The sequence below is a fragment of the Candidatus Hydrogenedentota bacterium genome (assembly GCA_019637335.1).
Classification (GTDB): domain Bacteria; phylum Hydrogenedentota; class Hydrogenedentia; order Hydrogenedentales; family JAEUWI01; genus JAEUWI01.
Genome location: JAHBVV010000009.1, coordinates 63,186 through 84,378, shown reverse-complemented (window position 1 = coordinate 84,378; position 21,193 = coordinate 63,186). Strand labels below are relative to the sequence as shown.

The 21,193-nt window shown below is 63.8% G+C and carries 19 protein-coding genes; 5 read left to right on the top strand and 14 right to left on the bottom strand.

Annotation, left to right across the window (positions count from 1 at the left end; translation table 11 throughout):
• Window positions 1-31: 31 nt before the first annotated feature.
• Window positions 32-292, bottom strand: coding sequence for a type B 50S ribosomal protein L31 (locus tag KF886_12075; GenBank protein ID MBX3178094.1), 261 nt, complete (start codon window positions 290-292; stop codon window positions 32-34).
• 204 nt (window positions 293-496) lie between these two features.
• Window positions 497-2,035, bottom strand: coding sequence for a 2-isopropylmalate synthase (locus KF886_12070; GenBank protein ID MBX3178093.1), 1,539 nt, complete (start codon window positions 2,033-2,035; stop codon window positions 497-499).
• 163 nt (window positions 2,036-2,198) lie between these two features.
• On the opposite strand from KF886_12070, the gene KF886_12065 reads away from it, so the two are divergent.
• The gene (locus KF886_12065) at window positions 2,199-2,765 is read left to right on the top strand and encodes a hypothetical protein (GenBank protein MBX3178092.1); all 567 of its coding nucleotides are present in this window, start codon (window positions 2,199-2,201) and stop codon (window positions 2,763-2,765) included.
• 10 nt (window positions 2,766-2,775) lie between these two features.
• Here KF886_12065 and KF886_12060 read toward each other — a convergent pair whose 3' ends face one another.
• Window positions 2,776-3,636, bottom strand: coding sequence for an HDOD domain-containing protein (locus KF886_12060; protein MBX3178091.1), 861 nt, complete (start codon window positions 3,634-3,636; stop codon window positions 2,776-2,778).
• Window positions 3,637-3,771: 135 nt separating this feature from the next.
• On the opposite strand from KF886_12060, the gene bcp reads away from it, so the two are divergent.
• Complete coding sequence (gene bcp / locus KF886_12055; protein ID MBX3178090.1) at window positions 3,772-4,263, top strand: thioredoxin-dependent thiol peroxidase; 492 nt, start codon at window positions 3,772-3,774, stop codon at window positions 4,261-4,263.
• A gap of 3 nt (window positions 4,264-4,266) precedes the next feature.
• On the opposite strand, the gene KF886_12050 is transcribed toward bcp, so the two are convergent.
• The 6 genes from KF886_12050 to KF886_12025 form a co-directional block, all read right to left on the bottom strand.
• Window positions 4,267-4,806, bottom strand: a complete 540-nt coding sequence (locus tag KF886_12050) for a hypothetical protein (GenBank protein MBX3178089.1) — start codon at window positions 4,804-4,806, stop codon at window positions 4,267-4,269.
• The gene (locus tag KF886_12045) at window positions 4,803-6,419 is read right to left on the bottom strand and encodes a sensor domain-containing diguanylate cyclase (GenBank protein ID MBX3178088.1); all 1,617 of its coding nucleotides are present in this window, start codon (window positions 6,417-6,419) and stop codon (window positions 4,803-4,805) included. The genes KF886_12050 and KF886_12045 overlap by 4 nt, the downstream gene beginning before the upstream one ends.
• A gap of 163 nt (window positions 6,420-6,582) precedes the next feature.
• A complete protein-coding gene (locus KF886_12040) occupies window positions 6,583-7,839 on the bottom strand; it encodes a L,D-transpeptidase family protein (GenBank protein ID MBX3178087.1) in 1,257 nt (418 codons plus the stop codon).
• Window positions 7,840-7,853: 14 nt separating this feature from the next.
• Window positions 7,854-8,804 (bottom strand): serine/threonine protein kinase, encoded by a 951-nt coding sequence (locus KF886_12035; GenBank protein ID MBX3178086.1) that lies wholly within the window; start codon window positions 8,802-8,804, stop codon window positions 7,854-7,856.
• Window positions 8,805-8,907: 103 nt separating this feature from the next.
• Window positions 8,908-9,867, bottom strand: coding sequence for a MoxR family ATPase (locus KF886_12030; protein MBX3178085.1), 960 nt, complete (start codon window positions 9,865-9,867; stop codon window positions 8,908-8,910).
• Window positions 9,868-11,119: 1,252 nt separating this feature from the next.
• A complete protein-coding gene (locus tag KF886_12025) occupies window positions 11,120-12,100 on the bottom strand; it encodes an aldo/keto reductase (GenBank protein ID MBX3178084.1) in 981 nt (326 codons plus the stop codon).
• 50 nt (window positions 12,101-12,150) lie between these two features.
• Between KF886_12025 and KF886_12020 the strand changes: the two genes are divergently transcribed.
• Window positions 12,151-13,722: a DUF2851 family protein gene (locus tag KF886_12020; protein ID MBX3178083.1), complete on the top strand. Its 1,572-nt coding sequence runs from the start codon at window positions 12,151-12,153 to the stop codon at window positions 13,720-13,722.
• A 34-nt stretch (window positions 13,723-13,756) separates the two neighbouring features.
• On the opposite strand, the gene KF886_12015 is transcribed toward KF886_12020, so the two are convergent.
• The 5 genes from KF886_12015 to KF886_11995 form a co-directional block, all read right to left on the bottom strand.
• Window positions 13,757-14,809, bottom strand: coding sequence for a peptidase M14 (locus tag KF886_12015; GenBank protein MBX3178082.1), 1,053 nt, complete (start codon window positions 14,807-14,809; stop codon window positions 13,757-13,759).
• On the bottom strand, window positions 14,806-15,858 hold the full coding sequence (locus KF886_12010) for a PAS domain-containing protein (protein ID MBX3178081.1): 1,053 nt from the start codon (window positions 15,856-15,858) through the stop codon (window positions 14,806-14,808). Before KF886_12010 ends, KF886_12015 begins: the two co-directional genes overlap by 4 nt.
• A 106-nt stretch (window positions 15,859-15,964) precedes the next feature.
• A complete protein-coding gene (locus tag KF886_12005; GenBank protein MBX3178080.1) occupies window positions 15,965-16,774 on the bottom strand; it encodes a WecB/TagA/CpsF family glycosyltransferase in 810 nt (269 codons plus the stop codon).
• A gap of 81 nt (window positions 16,775-16,855) precedes the next feature.
• Entirely contained in the window at window positions 16,856-18,004 is a 1,149-nt protein-coding gene (locus KF886_12000; GenBank protein ID MBX3178079.1) for a glycosyltransferase family 4 protein, read from the bottom strand.
• Window positions 18,005-18,099: 95 nt separating this feature from the next.
• The gene (locus KF886_11995) at window positions 18,100-18,861 is read right to left on the bottom strand and encodes a carbon-nitrogen hydrolase family protein (GenBank protein ID MBX3178078.1); all 762 of its coding nucleotides are present in this window, start codon (window positions 18,859-18,861) and stop codon (window positions 18,100-18,102) included.
• 213 nt (window positions 18,862-19,074) lie between these two features.
• Between KF886_11995 and KF886_11990 the strand changes: the two genes are divergently transcribed.
• Window positions 19,075-19,905 (top strand): SDR family oxidoreductase, encoded by an 831-nt coding sequence (locus KF886_11990; GenBank protein ID MBX3178077.1) that lies wholly within the window; start codon window positions 19,075-19,077, stop codon window positions 19,903-19,905.
• A 234-nt stretch (window positions 19,906-20,139) separates the two neighbouring features.
• Entirely contained in the window at window positions 20,140-21,027 is an 888-nt protein-coding gene (locus tag KF886_11985) for an HAD family hydrolase (GenBank protein ID MBX3178076.1), read from the top strand.
• Window positions 21,028-21,193: the final 166 nt, after the last annotated feature.

The window sequence follows — 21,193 nt, the reverse complement described above, 5'->3', positions numbered from 1 at the left end:
GGACCCGTCAGGTCAAGGTGCGCCCGATTAATCAGTCCTTTTTCAGCACACGCGCGTACTTCTTCTGGAAGCGCTCGACGCGGCCTTCGCTGTCCACGAACTTCTGCTTGCCCGTGTAGAACGGGTGCGAGTGGCTGGAGATTTCCAAGGTGTACAGCGGGTATTCCTTGCCATCTTCCCAGGTGATCGTGCGATCCGTCGAAACCGTGGACCGCGTCAGCCACGCGATATCCGCACCTACGTCCTTGAAAACGACTTCACGGTAGTTCTTCGGGTGAATGCCTTCTTTCACGGCAACTCTCCTACGTGGGCCTCGCATCCGAAATCGGGTTCAGGCCACTTGTGCGCCAATTGGTTACGGTTTTGGTCCGGACAACCCGCTCGGGGCCCCGCAGGCCTGCGGAAACGCCGGACAAAACACGAGAATATACCATTTATCGGGGCCGCCGCGCAAATTCGCCGCGAAAAAACCGCTCCATGTACACGAAGGCCCGGATTACGGCCCCGCCGGCACGGGAAGCACCTTGAAACTCTCGGAAAGGGCCAGGTACTTGTTCACCGCGTTGAGATAGGCGAGTACGGCGGCCTCGATGATGTCTGTGCTCGCGCCGTTGCCCTTGTAGGTCTTGTCGCCAAAAGAGACGGTGACATAGGCCTCGCCGAGCGCGTCCTTCCCCGGCGTCGTGGCCCGGATATCGAACTGCTCGAGACGCCCCGATACGTCGATTATGCGCTCGATGGCCATGCAGGCCGCGTGTACGGGACCGTCGCCGGTAGCCGTGTCGGTAAACGTGTCATTGCCCTTGCCAAGCGTGACGAGGGCCATGGCCGGGTCGTTCCCGGACGTGCGCAATTGCTTGAGGTGGTACACCTCAAAGCTCTCGTTGTGGAGCGAGACAATGAGCATGCGCAGGTCGTCGTCGTAGACCTCCTTCTTCTTGTCCGCCAGATCGATGAACTTCTCGTAAAGCTGCTTCAGCGCCGCTTCGTCGAGCTTGTAGCCCAGTTCGGCGCTGCGGCTGGCGAGCCCCGCGCGCCCGGAGTGCTTCCCGAGGACGAGCTCGCTCCGGTTGCGCCCGACCGACTCGGGCGTCATGATTTCATAGGTCAGGCGGTTGGCGATCATGCCGTGCTGGTGGATGCCGGATTCATGCGCAAAGGCGTTCCGCCCCACGATCGGCTTGTTGTAGGGGATGGCCAGCCCGGTGATCTTGCTGAGCAGGCTGCTGGAGGGCACCAGTTCCTTCGAATCCACGCCGCACTCGAAGGGATAGATTTCGCTGCGGGTGCGCATCGCCATCACCACCTCCTCGAGCGAGGTGTTGCCCGCGCGCTCGCCGATACCGCTCACCGTGCATTCCACCTGCCGCGCGCCGCCCAGGACGGCCGCGAGGGCATTGGCCACCGCGAGCCCGAGGTCGTTGTGGTTGTGCGAGGAAAACACAATTTTCTCGGAACCGGGCACGTGCTTGATGACGTGCTCGAACATGCCGCGTATTTCGCCGGGCGTCGTATAGCCCACCGTATCCGGGAGGTTGATCACATCCGCGCCCGCTTGAACCGCGACCTTCGCCACTTCAACGAGGAAATCCCAGTCGGAGCGGGTCGCGTCCTCGGCGGAGAATTCCACGCGGGGAATAAGGCTCTTGGCCAGCGCGACCGCTTTCCCGGCCGCGTCAAGCACTTCCTGGCGGCTCATGCGCAGTTTATGCTCCAGGTGAATGTCCGACGTGGCGATAAACGTGTGCAGGACGGGGCGCTTCGCATTTTCGATGGCGGCGGCCGCCCGCTCGATGTCGCCGGGGAGCGCGCGGGCCAGGGCGGCCACGCGCGCGCGCTCCACCGCCGCGGAAACGGCCTTGACCGCCTCGAATTCCTGGCTGGAGGCGATCGGGAAACCCGCCTCGATGATATCCACCCCGAGCCGATCGAGCTGGAGGGCCATCTGGACCTTCTCGTGCTCGTCCATGCTCGCGCCGGGCGACTGCTCGCCGTCCCGGAGGGTGGTGTCAAAAATCTCTACGCGTTCCGCCATTTCAGGCTCTCCTGATGCTGCTGGGATGGCCCGGTCCGCCCGGGACCGCGGGCCGCCTGCGCCGCTTCCAGACCTTCCGCCCCCTAAGTATAAAGCCCGCCCCCGTTCCTTCGCAATTTGATGGCGTTTTCCGGCGCAACGCCCGGGTTGCTATACTCGGGGCATGCCCGATATCAACCACAAAGCCGTGCGCCGCGCACTGTTGGAAATCCTTTACGACACCTACCTCGCGGACCCGCTCTGCATGGTGGAGCCGGAGCGCTTTTTCGAATCACCCCTCATCGACCGGGTTTCCATCGTGCCGAACATGCACTACCTGGCCGATCGCAAGCTGGTCGAAATGATGATGGGATACCGGCCACCCATGTTCTCCGCCGCGCGGATCACGGCCGCGGGCATCGATCTGGTCGAAAATCGCTTCGAGTTCAACCGGCAATTCCCGGCGGCGCCGCTCGAAGGGGCCGGCGCGCTCGGCGCCATACCGCTCTTGCTGGAGGAACTGGTGGCCCAGGGCGATCTGGCCCCGATACATGGCGACGCCAGACGCCAACTGCTTTCCGACATTCTATACGTGCGCGACGAACTCAGTCGCCCGGTGGAACGCTGGCGCGCGCCCCTGATCCATGCGGTGCTGGACGCCGCCGCCGCCGTGTCGGGGCGCGGCGCTCCGGTGAATCTGGCCCGGTTGCGCCAGGCGGTGGATACCGTTCTGGGACTACGCGCGGAATAGCCGCCCGCCCCTACGCGGCGCTACTCTTCAGCGTGCTGACCATCGCTTCAATCTTCGGGGCATTCTCCCGAAGTTCCTCGATTACCGCCGCCCGGTGGTCTTCCGTGAGGCCTAGAAAATCCGCTACCTCGGGATCGAGGCCCGGATCCGCGCCGCTGCTGGCCTCCCCCAGGCCCGCCTCGTAGGCCAGCGCATTTGCCGCAGAAACCAGGTACGCCTGCCCGGGATCGATCACGGCCTCCCGGGCGGAATGGTGATGCCGGATCGTCTCAACCACCGCCTCGGGAAGATTCCAGTGCTCCCCGAGACGCCCGCCCACTTCCGCGTGGGTCAGCCCGAAGGTCTCCCGCTCGGCGTCCGCAATCGAACACGCTTTCGATTCGGCGAGCACCGCCGCCTGGCGGAACTGCTCCGGATAAAGGCAGTCCAGGACGACCTTGCCGATATCGTGCAAAAGCCCGGATTCGAAACAGCCGTCGCCGTTCTGGCGCGTCAGCTTGGCGATGCGGTCCGAGGCCAGCGCCACGGCCAGCGAATGCCGCCAGAGCTGCTCCCGGTCATACCGGGAGGGAAACGCGTCAAACGCGCGAAACGCGGTCGCGGTAAGGGCCAGGTTTCGCACTTCGAGAAAGCCCAGCACCACGATCGCCTGCGTAACGGTCTTAATCTGGCGGTAGAACCCGTAGTAGGATGAATTCACCAGCTTGAGCAGGGTCGCCGAAAGCGACTGGTCCGCGGCGATCAACCGGCCCAGGTCGATCGCCGACGCATCCGGATCCGCCGCTGCGTGCAGGATCTTGCCCAGGATCGCGGGCAGGGTCGGCAGGTCGCGGATACCCCGCAGCGCTTCTTCGATTTCGGTAGACTTCACGTTGGGGGGTTCCTTCTGGAGTTCGTCGCGGCCCCTCCGCTATAGTCATAATACGTAAAGAATTTACCGGACGCAAGCAGCGGGATCGGAGCCCGCCTTTAACTACTTGCGCCGTAACTTGTTGGGAGTTCTTGCATGCCCGAATTAAACGCCGGACTTCAGCCGGGTGATCGCGCGCCGGCCTTTTCCGCAAAGGCCAGCGACGGGACGCTGGTGCGTCTCAGCCAATTCAAGGGCCGCTTCGCCGTCGTGTATTTCTACCCGAAGGACGATACGCCGGGCTGCACAACCGAAGCGAAGGAATTCCGGGATATCCTCCCGGAGATCGAAGCCGCGGGCGGTGTCCTCCTTGGCGTCAGCCCGGACTCCGCCGAGTCGCACTGCAAATTCTCCGAGAAATTCGGGTTGAATTTTCTACTGCTGTCCGATGAAGACCACGCCATCGCCGAAAAATACGGGGTGTGGGTGGAGAAGAGCCTCTATGGGCGCAAATTCATGGGCGTGCAGCGGGCCACCTTCCTCGTCGACCCGAAGGGGAAGCTCGCCCACGTCTGGCACAAGGTGCGGCCCCAGGGCCATGCGGAACAGGTCTTGAAGGCCCTGATCGACGCGGGCGCCGCCGGCTAGACCTTACGGTGCGGCCGCCTCGTGTTGCTGCCCCGGCGTCAACAAGGAGACGCGCGCCAGGAAGAAGGTCTCTTGGATGGCGGACAGGCTGCGCGGCGGCCAATTATTGGCCTTCAGAAGCCCCTCGTATATCGTCCACCGGTTCTGGTTCTCGCCCATTACAATCAGCGCGTCCCGGTCGCGCTCGCGGCTGTTCGTGGCCTTCTTGTATGCCGAGGATCGTTGTATCGCGAGCAGGCCGTTGTTCTTCTCAATGGCGAAGCCCGAATCCAACAAGTCCGATACAAGTTCCGACCGGATGGCCCGCGTCCGGACGGCCTGGCGGATCTCCGGCAGATCGATGACAATGTCGCCGCCGAAATCCAGCGCGAACTCCTGCCGCCCCTCGGCCACGATCTCCTCGATCCCGGCGGCCACCTCGCGCAACGGCTCGGCCGGCAGGTCGCTGTAATCCGGCCGCAAATGGACGAACGCGTTCGTGGTGGTGGCGCAGCCCGCCGCCAGCAGGGCCAGCAGCGCGAAAAGGGCGGGTAATGCTCTCATTCTTGATCCCCGGGTTGGGCAAGCACGATCCGGTTCTTGCCCTTTCTTTTGGCTTCGTACAGGGCCTGATCCGCCGCGCGGAGCAGGTCTTCGGCATTCAACATTGTGTCGTGATCCAGCACGCTCACTCCGCCGCTGATGGTGACAATCTGGGAGGATTGCGCTCCATCAAACGGCGATCCGGCAATGATCTCGCGGATACGCTCACCTTCGACCATGGCGCCGTCCGCGCCGGTCTGCGGCATGATGACCACGAATTCCTCGCCCCCGTAGCGCGCGATGAGATCGCTCTTGCGCACGCAGCGCTGCGTGCGCGATGCGATTTCCTTTAACACCGCGTCGCCCACCAGGTGGCCGAAGGTGTCATTGAACTTCTTGAAATCGTCCACATCGAAGATCAGGCACGAAAGCGGCAACCGGTAACGGCTCGCGCGTTCGAATTCCTTCTCCAGATGCTCGCGAAAATGGCGGTGGTTGTACAGGCCCGTCAGGCCGTCGGTTATCGCCAGACGCTCCAGGCGCTCGTTCGCAATCTGAATGCTTTCAAACAGCTGCGCGCGCTCCAGCGCGTTCGACGCCGCCTCCGCCACGATCTCGAAAAAGCTGATCTCGCGTGGCGTGAAGTTGCCCTCGATGCGCGCGGCCCGCAACAGCAGCGAGCCGACGTGCTGGTCGAACAGCACAATGGGAATAACTACCAGGCTGTTCATGCCGGCCCCGCGGAGGCCCGCGGCGAACGGCTCGCTATTCGACTCGTCCAGGGCGTCCTTGATGGCGATCTTCTGCCGGTTGCGCAAGGCCTGGGTCAATTCGGGATACTTGTGAAGATCGATCGTCTTGTTCACAACGCTGGCGTCCTCGTGAGACGCCATGACGTGGCCCTGCGTATCGCCGCCCCAGATCCGCACGATGGAGCAGCGGTCGGACTGTACCACCTGCGAAATATGCTCCACAAACACAAAAAGTATATCGTGCGCGCGGCGCTTCGCGGAGATCGCCTTGAGTATCGCCAGCACCGAAAAAAGATCGGCCTTGTCCTTCGCGATGTTCTCCTGCTGGTCCGCCTGGGCGCGCGCGTGAACCGCCATGAAATCCATGGCGAGCGCGGAAAGCTCGCTATCCGCCGGCTCGGGAAGATTCTGCGCCGCGTCGCGTTCGGCGGGCGTTATCTCGCTGTTCTCCGCCAGGGCGTCGATCACCGCCCCCGCGTTGCCCCGCCGCAACGACCAGCCGCCGCTGAACCTCGGCTCGCCAGATTGGCTGGACGCCTTCCCCAGCAGAACGAGGGTGACGTTGGGCGCAAGACACACGAATACACGGTCCACGGGAATGGCGCCATCCTCGTCTCCGCCCGCGCCCGGCGGCAATCCGTAACGGGCCGACGTCAGAATGGTCAGGGTCAGCGAATCGGGCAGTGTCGCCTTTGTCGCGGCCACGCGCTGCGCGCTGACCGGATCCGCAACGATGCGGGCCGCCCCCCCCTGCGCGCCCTCAAGCCGCCGGACACACGCATCCACGAGGGCTTCGAAGACCGAATAGTCGTGCAGCGGTATGAATGGGGAAAGGCCGGTTGTCGTGGCGCTGCTCACGCGCTCGAAGAGGGAGGAATCCATGGATCTCGAAATGACGCTTTCTCGTTAACTGGGGCCAAAAACGCGAGTTCGGCTTCCCATGCGATCCCGCGCCAGCCAGACGGATCGGAAACCCGCCCGGCCGGCCCGAGCGTTCAGCACGCCCAATCAGGCGCAGTATTATTGGTTTTGTCGGAGCGGCATGTCAAGACGGACGCCGCCACGGAAACGCGCCCAACGCCTTCCAATCTATCTTCTCGACGACCTCGACCGGCGTCGAGCGCACAATGAGATCATACAATTCCTCGGCGGATTCATTGAGCAGGCGCGGGCAGCCGCGGGAAGCATATTGCCCGATGGTTTCCGGCGCAATGGTGCCATGTATCCCGAGATCCGTGGGCAGGCCCTCCTCCGCCGGCACCATCGGCATCCAGCGCGTCCCCAGCTCATTTTCGGGATCGTTCGGCGGCACCGGAGGGCCGTCCGGGCGGAACCAGGTGGGGTCTTTCTGCTTGCTCCCAATAGTGTACTTGCCCAGCGTGGTTTCATAACCGGGCTTCCCGAGGCCCGCGGGGTAACATTTGAACGGCCCCTGGTTGTCGAACAGATACAACCGGCGGGTATCGCGCTCGACAAGGACGCGAAAGTCCTTAGGCGTGTACTTGAGACGCTGGCCGGGATGCAGCGTGCTTGCGTCGGTGAGTCCGTTGGCGCGGGTGAGGAGGCCCTGGGTGGTGTTGAGCTTGATGCCGATACTGGTCAAGGTGTCGCCCGGCTCAACCGTGTAATACTTGCTTTCTGGCGTTTCCTGCTGCGCGAACACCAGCTCCGTGTTGAGACGACCCATCTGTTCGAGCGCCTCGTCCCACGTTTCGGATTCGGGCTCGGCATCCGCGAAGGCCGCGCGGTGGTAGTCACGCGCGATCGCCAGGTCCCCGCCCTGCTCCGCCAGCCTCCCCAGCCCGACCAGCGCGGGTGCGTGCATACCCTGCGGCGCGGTTCTGAGCACCTCTTCGTACTGCTTGCGGGCCTCCTCGAAGCGCTCCTGTTTTTCCAGGGCCGCCCCGTATTGGGCAAGCACCGCGGGATAGTCCGGGCTTGCGGGATAGGCCGCCAGCGCGCGCTTGAGCAGTTCGCTGGCAAGTGGCCAATCGCCCGCGACCTGCGCAAGCCGGGTCCGCTCCAGGAGGAGGCGGTACAGCGGCTCGGACCGCTGCTCGCGCGCGATCGCCTGGTCCAGAATCGCCGCGGCGGCGGGTTCGTCGCCCATGTGGATCTTGTTCCTCGCCGCCTCAATCGGCGTTTCCGAGGCGGCGTTTCCCCGCCACTGATCCCACTGCGCGCGGAGGTAGGGATAGCCCTGAAACACGGCGAAGGCAACGGCAAACAGAATGGCGAGCCGAAGGATGGTTCGAGAGAGGCCGGAGTCGTTATTGCGGTGCGCGGAGTACTGCGTAACCATGGTTCTCCACCAGGTTAGATCTTGGATTCCGCGGCCCGGGACAGATCCAACAGCATTTCGGTGACCGACTGGTAGCGCCGGTCAATACGGCGGCGGAGCGCCTTGAGGATAATACGGTCCAACTGGGGCGAAATCTCTGGGTTGAAGGTCGACGGCGATTCAAACTTGTAACGCCGATCGCAAATCTGCTTCTGGATGGTCCGCGTATCGGCGCCATCGCAGGGGTGCCGCCCGGTGAACAGTTCGTACATCGTAATCCCGAAGGAGAAGATGTCCGATCGGGCGTCCAGCTTCTGCTTGGTGAGCTGTTCTGGCGACATGTAGAGGCGCGTGCCCCCGCTTTCCTTCATCCAGCGCGTGCGCCACGACGCATTGGACTTGGAAAGGCCGAAGTCCACGATCTTCACCTGCCTGCCGTCGCGGGAGAACAGGAAGTTCGCGGGCTTGATGTCGCGGTGCACAATGTTGTTCTGATGCAGGAAATCGAGGCCCTGGCAAAGCCGGATGCACAGATCGACCATCTGGTTCATGCTCAAATCGCGGTCATGGATGTGCTTCTTCAGGTCATACCCGTCGATATACTCCATGAGCAGGCAGCGCCGCTTGTTGCCCGCGCGGTCTTCCTGGATCACGATCTCCTTGTGCATTTTGATGATCGTGGGGTGGTTCAGTTCCGCGGCAATCAGAATTTCCCGGCCCAGATAGTCCCGCTTCCGCCGCTTCTTGTCCAGATCGTAGCGGCGGTCCAGCACCTTGATGGCGATGGTACGGTCGTGCGCGCGGTCGATCGCCTTGTACACGGTGCCCATACCGCCGCTGCCGATAGGCGCGATGATCTCGTAGGGGCCCACGTGCGTCAATTCGAACTGGGACTCGTCGGTAGGGTCGTAGCCCTCCTTATCCTCTCCCGAGGACCCGTGACCGTCGGCGACCGCCGTGCGTTTGAATCTACTGAACCACTTCATGCCTTGCTCCAGCTTCCAGCGACGCCCCATCATAGGGGCGTGGGCGGCTCGTTTGCAACCCGCCCGCGGCGGGGAATCGGGCGACCGCCCGCGGGCCCGGCGGCTAACCCTGCTTCCAGCTGCCCACCCCCGCCGGAACCGCCACTTCCCGCAGTATATCACCGAGCACGGAACTGGTCGTAACCCGCCGCAGCCGGCTCTCGGGATTGAGTATTAGCCGGTGCTCCAAAACGGGAACGACCAGCGCCTTCACGTCGTCGGGAATCACGTAACTCCGCCCCTGGACCGCCGCCAGGGCCTGCGCCGCACGAAACAGCATGATGGAGGCGCGCGGGCTGCCTCCGAGCGTCAGGTGGGCCGAATCCCGCGTGCGGTGAACCAGGCGGACGATGTAATCCCGCACCTTTTCATGCACGAAAATCTCCCGCACCAGTTGCTGCATCTGCACGATCGTCTCCGCATCGGTAACGGGCGCAACGCGGTCTATCGGATGATCCAGCCGCGTGTGCTCCAGTATCTTAAGTTCCGCCAGCAGGCTCGGATAGCCCACCGAGAGCCGCATCATGAAACGATCCAGCTGGGCTTCGGGCAGCGGGAAGGTCCCCTCGTGCTCCACGGGATTCTGCGTGGCGAACACCGTAAACGGCGGCGTAAGCTTGTAGGTGCGCCCGTCCACGGAAACCTGCCCCTCCGCCATGGCTTCCAGCAGCGCCGACTGCGTGCGCGGCGTGGCCCGGTTTACTTCATCCGCCAGCAGCACCTGCGAGAAGATCGGGCCCTGCCGGAATTCAAACGCCTGGGTCTTCTGGTTAAAGATCGAAACACCGCTCACATCCGTGGGAAGCAGGTCCGGCGTGCACTGGACCCGGCTGAAGGTGCAGCCGCTGGACACCGCCAACGCGCGGACCAGCATCGTCTTCGCCACGCCCGGCACATCCTCCAGAAGCACATGCCCCCCCGCCAGATACGCGGCCAGGGCGCTTTTGACCACATCCGGCTTGTCGAGCACAACCCGCTCGACGTTGGCGATAAGGTCTTTGATAATCTGTCGGTAGCCGGCCACGGCAACTCCTTGCGGGAAGACCCGCCCCGATGATAACGCGGAAAGCCACGAAAAACAACAAAACTGTATCCACGGTTCGACGTAGCAAACACGTTCCGGGACCGAGCGGGCGGTTGACAGCCCACCCCGGCGTTGCTATCCTGAATACACGGCAGCCGCCGACAAAGTCCATGGCCGATTCCCCAAACGCTGGAGGCGCCCCATGATTCGCATCGTAAAACCTGGAATAGCCCTGCTCGTGCTTGCAATGACGCTTTGCCCGGGCCTGCCGGTCGGAGCCGACGAGATAACAGTGGATGGTGTCCTGTATACCGGCGTTTATGTGCGCAGCACAGATTCGATGTATTTCGTGCAAACGCCGGACGATGGACGGGTCGTTACCGCGCTGCGGAGCCAGGTGGACCCGGCCAGCGTCAAAATATCCGATGATCCGGCGGAGCGCGAAGCCATACTGGCGGCCTGGAAGGGCAACAGCCCCCGGCACCGGGAACAAGCGGACCTGGAGCGGCGAAAACAGGAAATTGAGGCGCTCGCGGCATCTTCGGAAGCCCCCGGCCTGTCCAATCCCACCTTGCGGCTGCGCGGCAACGGGGGTCATTCCGAACTTGGCGCGCCCCGCTCGGACGGATTCGTGCCCTACATCCGGCTGAAGGATGTGCCGCTGGGTTCCGCACTGGACGCGATGTTGCGCCCGATGGGGCTCGACTACCGTGTCGAAAATGGCATCGTATACGTCAGTTCCCCCGCGATCCTGCACCGGGAAGCCTTCGAGCCCGTGGAAACCCGCTTCTACGAGTTCAAAGGCCACGACACCATGCATAAAATTGTTCTCCGCAATCGCTTCAGCGTCGCCGGCGGCCTCGGCCAGACGGGCGGCGGGTTCGGCGGCGGATTCGGCGGCAGTTCGTTTGGCGGCGGCGTCGGCGGTAGCGGGTTCGGGGTCCAGGCTGGCGGATTCGGCGGCGGGTTTGGTGGCCAGGGCGGCCAAGGCGGATTCGGCGGTGGCGGGTTTGGCGGTGGAGGATTTGGGGGAGGCGGATTCGGCGGCCAGGGCGGATTTGGCGGCGGCGGTGGCGGCGCCGACGTGACGGCCACCAGCAACATCAGCGAGTTGTTCTCCACCATTGACGACCGGCTCGTGGGCGAAGCGCCAGCATCGATCGGCAACGCGTACTATGCGCAGCCCCGCCAGCGGACGCAGCCCAACGGCGCATTGCGGCGCTGTTTTCGTTTGCCGTGCTGGATGCGCGCGTTACCAGCCTCGCTGCTTCATGGCGGCCATATCCTCTCGGTCCGTCGCGCGTGGCGGATCGATAGAGAGCGCGGTAATGCCCTGGCGGGCCTCCGGGCTGAGCCGGTGATCGAGACAGGTCAGGGTATTGTCGAATTGTTCGACGTTTCGCGCGCCGAACAGGGCCGAATCCACCTTGGGATGGCTCATCACCCACGCCAGCGCCAGCGCCGCCGGGGAGACGCCCTGCTCTCGCGCGTGCGCGACGAACTTGCGGGTGATCTCAACGTAGTTCGGATTGTCATAGCGCTGGCGGTACATCTCCGCCTCGTTCAGCCTTCCGCTCCCCCCCTCCAGGTACTTCCCCGTAAGTAGCCCAGCGCCGAGCGCGTTGTAGGGCACGAGGCCAAAGCCCTCGTAGTCGCACATGGGAATGATCTCAACCTCGACCTGCCGCTTGACGAGGCTGTACATCGGCTGCACCACCGAGATCGGTGCGTAGCCGCGCTGCTCCGCGACCGCCTGCGCCCGCATGGTCTGCCAGGCGGAAAAATTGGATACGCCCACGTAGTGCACTTTTCCCTGCTCCACCAGCGTGTTCATCGCGCCCATGGACTGCTCGATGGCCGCGTTGTCGTCCCAATGATGGAGGTAAACGATATCGATATAGTCCGTCTGGAAACGGCGAAGGGACTTCTCCACCGATCGGATGATATTGCGCCGGGAGCACCCTTCGTCGTTGATGCCGCCGCCGCAGGGGAAATACACCTTGGACGTCAGGATAATCTGGTCCCGGTGCGGCCCGATCCAGCGCCCGACGATTTCCTCCGTCTTACCGAGGTTGTAATTGTGCGCGGCGTCAAAGAAATTAATGCCGCGCTCCAGCGCGCGTTCCATCAGCGCCTGCGAGGTCGGCTCGTCCGCTTCGTTCCCAAAAGTCATGGTTCCCAGGCAAAGCTCGGACACAAGCAGCCCGGTCCTTCCCAGTCGATTGTACTGCATAAGGATCCTCCTTGATTTACCTGCACTACCTTAGCACACAGGGCGGGCCAATGCCCATAGGCCCAGCCGTGTGGCGCGGGCGCGACAAATACGGTATGCTGGCGCGGGTGGCGAACGGCGCCACCCGATGCCGCCGTGCGGGCGCGCGCACGGTTCGGGCCAACGCCGAGGGGCGCCGGATGGGCAGCCATTTCACCATAGACGACTATACGGCCGCGCTGGCGATGCGGACGCGTGAGCCGGTCGCCGCGCGGGCGCGCGAGCCCGTCCCGGAGGTCGTTATCCAGCAGTTCTGGTACGATCGGGCGGCCGAAAGCGGTACGCTCGCCACCGTGGAGGGCCACAAGCTGGAAGTGGTTTCGCCGGGCTGGTGGAACCACTGTGCGGGGCCGGATTTTCAGGGAGCCCAGCTCCGCTTCAACGGCAAGCTGTGCCACGGCGATGTGGAAGTCCACCTCGACCAGCCCAGCTGGTACGCCCACGGCCACCACCGGGACCCGCGGTACGACGGCGTGCTCCTGCACGTGGTGCTGGAGCCCGCCCGCGAGGATTATCGCGTCGAAACGGCCTCGGGGCGCGCCATCCCCCACCTCAACCTCGACAGCCTGCCCGCGCTGGCGGAGGGCGGCCTGCGCACGTTGCCGGATGTGGAGGAACAGCCGGCGCTCGCGCCCCGGGAGCACGGAAGCTGCAACCGTTTTCTGGCCTTGGGCGACGAGAGCCCGCTGCATGGCTTCATACGGCTCTCGGGAGACTGGCGGTTGTTGAACAAGGCGCGCGATATGGAGGCCCGCATCCGCGCGGCGGGCGCGGACCAGGCCGCCTACGAAATGCTCTGCCGCGCCCTCGGATACCGCGCATTCACGGAGCCCTTTATGCGCCTCGCCCGCGCACTCCCGTTTGAGCGCGCCCGCCATCTGGCCGTACAGGCGCCCCACCTCCTGGAGGCCGCCCTGCTCCACCTGGCGGGCCTGCTTCCGGCGGGCGAAGCGGCGCTCGACGCCCTCCCGCCCCACGGCCAGCGGCTGGCCGCGCTTCGCGGCGATCACCTCCCGTCCCTACAGGCGCTTCCCGTCGGCTGGCCCGTGGCCGGCGTGCGCCCCAACAATTACCCCGCCCGGCGGATCGCCGGCCTGGCCGGATTCGTCGGGCGTGTCGCGCGGGTGGGACTCGCGAGAAGCCTGGAGCTGATCTGGATGGAACACACGGACCCCGTCCGGCTTCGTGGGGCATTCGAGGCCCTGTTTCCGCGCCCCCTCGGGTTCTGGTCGCAACACTACCGCTTTGACGGCCCCGCGCTGGCCAGGCCTTGCGCCCCCATCGGCGGCGGGCGCGTGCGATCCATCATCGGGAACGTATTTGTCCCCCTGGCCATGGCCGAAGCCCGAATGCGGGGTGATCAAGCGTGGGAAGAGCGTGTACGCGCGTTCTACCACCGCCTCCCCATGGAGCCCGACAACTACGTGTATAAGCGAATGCTGCCCCGTGTGCTCGGGGACCAGCCGCCCCGCATGAACTTTCACCTCCAGCAGGGCCTGATGCAGATGCACGAGGATTGGTGCGCGAGTAATCCGAGCTGCCGGCATTGCCCCCTGCTTGGATTTCTGGAGGGGCGACGCTGATCGTGCGGGCGGGGCCCCGGTTCAGCCGCCCGATTCAGCCCCCGGCGCTGTTGATCGCGGATCTCGCGTCCAGCGCCAGAACGATCATGGCGAACTGCATCGCGATCTGTTCGCCGAGGGGAAGGGGCCGCAGCCGGTAGCTCTCCGCAACCCTGCGAAGCGCATCGGGTGCGCCAGCGGATCGCGCCGCGTCCAGATCCGCTTTGAACCGGTAAAGCACCGGGTCGGAAAGGGACGCGGGAACATCGAGCAGAAACATGGGCAATTCGCTGACCATACACAGCGGGTCGCCGCCCGCCGCCATCGCGGCCTCCATCGAACTCGGGCGGAATTTCGCCGCGGTTTCCGGGTCGTTTCGTTCCAGGAAAAACGCCCGCATCGCCACGCTGTTGGGTGTCGTCGAAAAGCCCGTTCGAACCCGGGAGAAGCCCTTCTCTCCGCCGCGATCGATCTCCATGAGCGGCAGCGACCGCATCCCGCACAACGCCGCGAGCGCATCCATCAGTCCCGCCGCGCGGCCCGCCCAGGGCGGATTGAGAAGAAACCAGGCCCCCTCCGCCCAGGCCATGCCGTGCAGCGAGAAATGCGCCGCAACCGGCCCCGCCCCCCACAAAAACGGCATCGCGGCGCGGCATTCGGGCCGCGCGCCATCGTCCCCGGCAAATCCAAACTCGATATCGTCTCCCGGCGCCTCGCGGACGGCATCGCGGACGTACGTTTCAAAATCAGGCGGGTCCGCAAACCAGATTCGGTTGCGCCGCGCGCCATCCGGGTTCATTTGCGGGACAACCCGGAAGGTGTACTTTTCGAGCAAGTCCGGGGCGTATTCCTGAAGAAGCCACGGCAGGGCCTGCGCCGTCATCGGGCCCACCGGCTCGTCCGCATGGCACCCGGCGGTCAGGGTAACGGTCTCGGGACCGTGCCCCGCCGTATAGCCGAATAATGGCTCGCCATCGCGCGATTCGCCGATCGGGAATACGCGGATCCCCGGGATGTCACGCAGATGGCGTCCCAGCGCCCAGGTATCACGGAACTCCACATCCCGGTCGCGCGACCGCACGGCCAACAGGTCGTCGAGACGGCTCATGGGCTCTCCACTCGAATGGGCAGCTCCACACAAAACGCCGCCCCGCCGCCAACGCGCGGCTCAAACCACAAGCGACCGCCGTGCTCGCGCACGATGCCATACGCGACGCTCAGACCCAGCCCCATGCCCTCGCCGAGTGAGCGCGTGGTGAAGAAGGGATCGAAAATGCGATCACGAATCTCCTGCGGGACGCCGGGGCCGTCATCCGCGATCTGTACGAGGACCGATTCCGTCCGGCTCTCGGTAAGCACCCACAGATTTCGGATTTCCGATGCGGACGCTCGAAGCGCCTGGTGGGCATTGTGAACCAGGTTTAAGAAAAGGCGTCGCAGCCCCGCGGGAACCAGGGGGAAGTCGGGAATCTCTTGATCGTAGAACGAGTGAATCCGGATTCCATCGACCCGAAGCTGGTAGGACTGGAGCTCGACGACTTCTTCGAGGATGGCGTTCACATTGCCGCGCTCCAGGGTGTTCCCGTAACTCCGGGTAAAGGTCAGCATACTGGTAATGATCTTGCCGCACCGGTCCGCTTCTTCGGCGATGAGCGAAGCGCGCTGCTTCCTCTTCGGATCGGTCTCCGTCGCCAGAAGCAGTTCCGCGTAACCCAGAATCGCGGTCATCGGGTTGTTCAACTCGTGCGCGATACCCGCGACAATATTGTCCATGGCCGCCATCTTCTCCGCCTGAATCGCGGCGCGCTCCAGTTCAATGCGGCGGGAACGATCGGCAATCAAAAGCAGGAGCCCGCCCGCCTCCACCGGGAAAGACTTCACCTCGACCGGAAGCTCCGCGCCAAATTCCGACGACAGGGTACAGGGCACACTGCCGTTGCCCTCCAAAACGGCGAAGGGGCGGTCCAGACGCACGCTCGCCGCTTCGCTTTCCCACCCGAACTGAAGCCCCAGCAGATCTCCGGTCTCGCGGGCCCCGGCCATCTCCGCCGCCCGCGCGTTGGCCTGCTGTATCCGGCGCGATCCGTCCAGCACGATAATGCCGTCCTCGGAATGTTCCGCCAACTGCGCCGCATAGGCCGTTGCCCAGTGAGCCATGTCACGATTCTCCATCCTGCTGCCTGGTATATCGCCCCCGGAGATGCTCCGGATTCCACAACTGGCTCGCCTCCCGCATCATCGCCATCATACGAAACTGGCCCATTCAGGTCCCGGTCCCGCCCCGGAATTCCCGCCACAGCAGCACCAGAAAGTGCGCGTCGCGTACGAGATAGCGTTTGCCCATTCGAACGGGTTCCTGAATGATCCGCCAGACCCATTCAAGCCCGGCGCGCTGCATCCACACCGGCGCCCGTTTGACGCGACCCGCGACAAAATCTATAGACGCGCCCACCCCGATGCATAGTTTCGCCCCGCACGCCCGGTGGTGGCGCCAACTCCATAGATCCTGTTTCGGCGAACCGAGCGCGACAAAGCAAATATCGGCGCGGGAATCGCGAACCCGCTCGATAACCTGGTTGTTTGACGCCTCATCCTTCTCAAACCCGAACGGCGGCGAGTACGTGCCCGCCACGGTCAAACCCGGATACTTCGCAAGCAGCACCTGCGCCGCCGCGTCCGCGACCCCCTCTTCCGCGCCGAGCAGGAAGATGGAGTAGCCCTTCTTCGCCGCATACTCGCTCAGCCAGTAGATCATGTCCGAGCCGCTGAGCTTCTGCTTGAATGGCTTGCGGAAAAGCCGGCCAGCCCACAAAATATAGGTGCCGTCCACAAGCACATACGTGGCGTCATGATAGGCTTCGCGGAACTCGGGATTCAGATCGAACTCGACCACGTGATCCACGTTGGGCGTAACCGCATACCCCGGCGTCCCCGCTTCTATCTGCCCGGAAAGGGACGCAAGAAACTCGTCGAGATCCACGTTGTTGATGGTCATGTTGAAAAGCTTGACCGTGTCCAGGCCGTCTTCGGCGCAACGGGGGGCCGCGGGCGCGTTCTGGGATGTGTCCGTCATACTAAGGGGTCTCGATTCCTTCAATTACTGGAGGCGCGCCTCCGTCTGCGGAAACAGGAGGCCATGAAAAGCCGCGAGGCCTCACGCAAGCCCCTGGCAGGTCCGGCGAATTGCCTCAACCGTCTGCTTCGTACTGTCTCGCCAATTATACCGCAATGCCCGCTCCCGGCCGCGCGCGGCGTACCGGGACCGCAATTCCTCGTCCGCAAGCAGGTCCTGTAGCGCCCCCGCCATCGACGCGGCGTCATAGGGATCGAACAGGCGCGCGGCGTCGCCAGCAATTTCCGGCAGGCACGAAATATCGGCGCAGGCCACGGGGACGCCACAACGCATCGCCTCCACGACGGGGATGCCGAATCCCTCGAACAAGGAGGGGAAGACAAACACATCCGCGCCCCGGTAAAGCGCGGGGAGGTCCGCCGCCGGCGCAAAGCCCGTGAATACAATGTCGGCGGCATACCGGGATGCTTCCGCGGCGGCATGAACCTCCGCGGCGCGGCTCCAGTCGCTGCCCGCGAGCACCAATTTGTGGGGTAGCCCGGACGCGGCCTTGAACAGCCCGAATGCCTCGATCAGGCGAATGTGGTTCTTGCCCGGGTGATCGATACGGGATATGTAGAGCAGATACGGGGCGTCCACCCCGAATTTCTCGCAAACATGCGCCCGCGCCTCGTTTTTATCGCCCGGCTGGTAGCAATCGGTGTCGGCGCCGCAATAGATCACCGTAACGGACTCCTCCGGCACGCCCGTATACGAAACGATATCCCGCTTGCTCGCCTCGCTGATTGTCACGAGGTGGGACTGGCGTCGCAGCAGCGCCCGCAGCACATGCCGGTTGTAGATGCTGTGCAGCGCATCGTACTTGTCGGGCACGTGAAGTATGCCGAGGTCGTGGCACGCGGCAACCGTCGGGCAGGGAGAGCGCCACGGCAGACGCCGGTTGCCCCCGGGAATGAACACGACATCGTACCCGTTGCAGCGGCAGAATCCCGGAAAGTGTGTCTGGTGCCAGAGGATGTTTGCGGCGGCCCGGCGCCAGCGCGGTTCCAGGCAGATCGCGTTCAGGCCCGGGTCGTGATCGGTGTAGACCGGCTTTTCGTCTTCATACAACAGGACATCAAAGGTCATGTCGGGCCCAAATTCCCGGCAATACTTCAGAAACTGGATGATGTACTGGCTGATTCCAGACTTGCCGCCGTCGCCGCCAAAGGTCGTCACCAGAACTTTCATGCGAAATCCTTCCAAAACCCGCTGAATCCCCCGATCTGCCCGCCCCGCTCCCCGGAATTGCGCCTGATCCTACTGTACTGGCGCAAGGAAATCAATCAGAGCGCCACGGTGAACAGCCCGGCCGCCTCCGCGCCATAGGGGGCTTGAAGCGCTTCAACGCCGCCCCGCGCAACCGCCAGCGAACAGCCGATACACCGATATCCGGTCCACGGACCGGCCTCGATCATGCCCACGCTGCTCACCCCGACGACCGCGACACCGCGGTCGCCCGCCAGTTTACCGTACGCATCGCGCCACAGACTCCCGTAAGGATCCGCCTCATTGTCGTGCTCGGGCGGGACCGCCCACGCGCAAGGTGAAAGGATCAAGTTTGCGCCCATCCGGCAGAGGCTCTGGCCGAGCTCCAGGGACTCGGGAAAGTTGTCGGCGCAGATCAAAACGCCCGCGCGGCCAAACGGGGTGTCGACCACGCCCAGCCGATCGCCCACAGCGTACAGGTCCCGGGCAATGCTCAGGATCGTGATCTTCCGGTGCTTCAACAGGATCCGACCGCGATCATCGATCAGGACCGCCGCATTGTAGATGCGTTCGCCGTCCCGCTCGGTCAGCCCCGCGCAGACATGGATTCGATGGTCCCGCGCCACACGGCAGAGTTCGTCGGCGCGCGGGCCGGGTATCGGCTCCGCAAGCGTCCGCGCGCTGGGATGCGTCCACCCCAGATCGAGACATTCCGGCAGCACCACGACATCACAGTCGGCGGCGACCGCCTCGCCGACGACGGACTCGGCGCGCAACAGATTGGCCTCGGGCCGCCCGCCCTCGACAAGCATTTGGCCCATTCCCACCTTGATTGGCATCGCGGCTCCAGAAATTCGGCCGGTACCGGCCTTGTCGTTTCCGATGCCCATATGCTACGCTTTTCCGGGTTATCACATCTACCAGTCCCGCTTTGGTTGCGCCCCGACACGGCTGTCCGGCGCGGCCCGGGAAGCCGGGACAGCCGTAACCAGCAGCTGCGTTCCCCCCAATACCACACGGGGCGGGTTGCGCCGGAACCAAGCGAGGTATACATGCAGACTCATCCCCTATTCGACCTCACGGGCAAAAATGCCGTAATCACGGGCGGCGGCGGCATTCTCGGCGGCGCCATGGCCGAGGGACTGGCCGAGGCCGGCGCACGCGTCGCCGTGACCAGCCTCACGCTCGACGAATCCAACGCCGTCGTCGAACGCATTAAGGCCCGGGGAGGCGACGCCAGGGGATATGCCCTCGATATTTACTCCCGGGACAGCCTCGTCGCCTGCAAGGACGCGGTGCTCGCGGATTTCGGTCGGGTCGATATCCTGATCAATGCGGTGGGCGGCAACATGAAATCCGCGACGACCTCTCCGGACCAGTCTTTTTTCGACATTCCGGAAGACGCGATCACAAAGGTGATGGACCTGAACCTCTCCCGGGGCGTCATTATCCCCACGCAACTCTTCGGCAAGGCCATGCTCGAAAACGAGGACGGCGGCAGCATCATCAACATCACCTCGATGAACGCCGTGCGCCCCCTGACCCGCATCCCCGGCTACAGCGCCGCCAAGGCTGCGCTCCACAACTTCACCCAGTGGCTCGCCGTGCACATGGCGCAGGAATACAACCCGAAATTCCGCGTAAACTCCATCGCGCCCGGCTTCTTTCTCACCGAGCAGAACCGTTTCCTGCTTACGGACGAAAAGACGGGCGCCCCGACCGCGCGCGGCCAGAGCATCATCGATCACACCCCCATGGGGCGCTATGGCGAACCCGACGAGCTCAAGGGCGTGGCCATCTGGCTCGCCAGCGACGCCTCGAAGTTCGTGTCCGGCACACTAATCCCCGTGGATGGCGGCTTCTCGGCCTTCTCGGGCGTGTAATACCGACCGGAGGAGATTCATCCCCAAAGACCGTGAGCGCATGACACAGACCACAGGGACTTCAGAGACACCAGCGACAGCAGGGACCTGAACAGCCAGCGACCCTGTTTTTCGGAAGGTCCCTGAAGTCGCTGCCGTCCCTGTCGTCCCTGTAACACGACGCGGGCGGTTGGAGCCAGCACTGGAAACTTCGCACCCACAACAGTGCGCATCAATACGAAGAAAGGTACGAACATGAGCGATCCCGCCGCTCCCCTGAAAGAGCACCAGCCGAAGCACGACTTCCTTATCTGCATCGATTCCGACGGCTGCGCCTTCGACACGATGGAACTGAAGCACAAGGAATGCTTCATTCCGAACATCATCAAGTATTGGAACCTCCAGCCGATCTCGAAGTTCGCGCGCGAGGCCGCCGAGTTCGTCAATCTGTACTCCAAATGGCGGGGCATCAACCGCTTCCCGGCGCTCACCCAGACCTTCGACCTGCTCGCGGAACGCGACGAGGTAAAGGCGCGCGGCGTGACCTTGCCGGACGTCCCCAACCTCCGCAAGTGGATCGAGACCGAATCCATGCTCGGCAATCCCGCCCTGAAGGCCTACTGCGCGCGCCTGCACGACCTCGACATGCACCGCACGCTGGCCTGGAGCGAAGCCGTCAACGCGACCGTCAAGGACGTGGTCGGCGCCGGGCTGCCCCCCTTCCCCTACGTGCGCGAATCCCTGGAAAAAGCGGGCCCGAAAGCCGATCTGATGGTGTGCTCGGCCACGCCGGTCGTGGCGCTGCGCGAAGAGTGGGAAGGCCAGAACATGGCCCACCTGGTCTTCACCATCGCGGGTCAGGAACAGGGCAAGAAATCCGAACACATCGCCTACGCCTCCGAGGGCCGCTACGCGAAGTCGCACATTATCATGGTGGGCGACGCCCCGGGTGATCGGAAAGCGGCCGAGGCGAATGGCGTGCTTTTCTACCCGATCAATCCCGGCCACGAAGACGCGTCCTGGAAGCGCTTCCACGATGAGGCCCTCGATAAGTTCTTCGCGGGCGAGTATGCCGGCGACTACGAGGCGAAGGTGATCGCCGAGTTCGAAACGTACCTCCCCGAAACGCCGCCCTGGAAATAAAACACATCGCAATTCTTTAGCCGTCTGAAGTAGCCACCCTCGTCGCACCCAACGGTAGCGGCTATCGGTGTTCGAACACCGTCATCCCCACGAAAGTGGGGATCCAGAGACCATGCAACATTGACCTCGCAAACCCTCTGGATTCCCGCCTTCGCGGGAATGACGA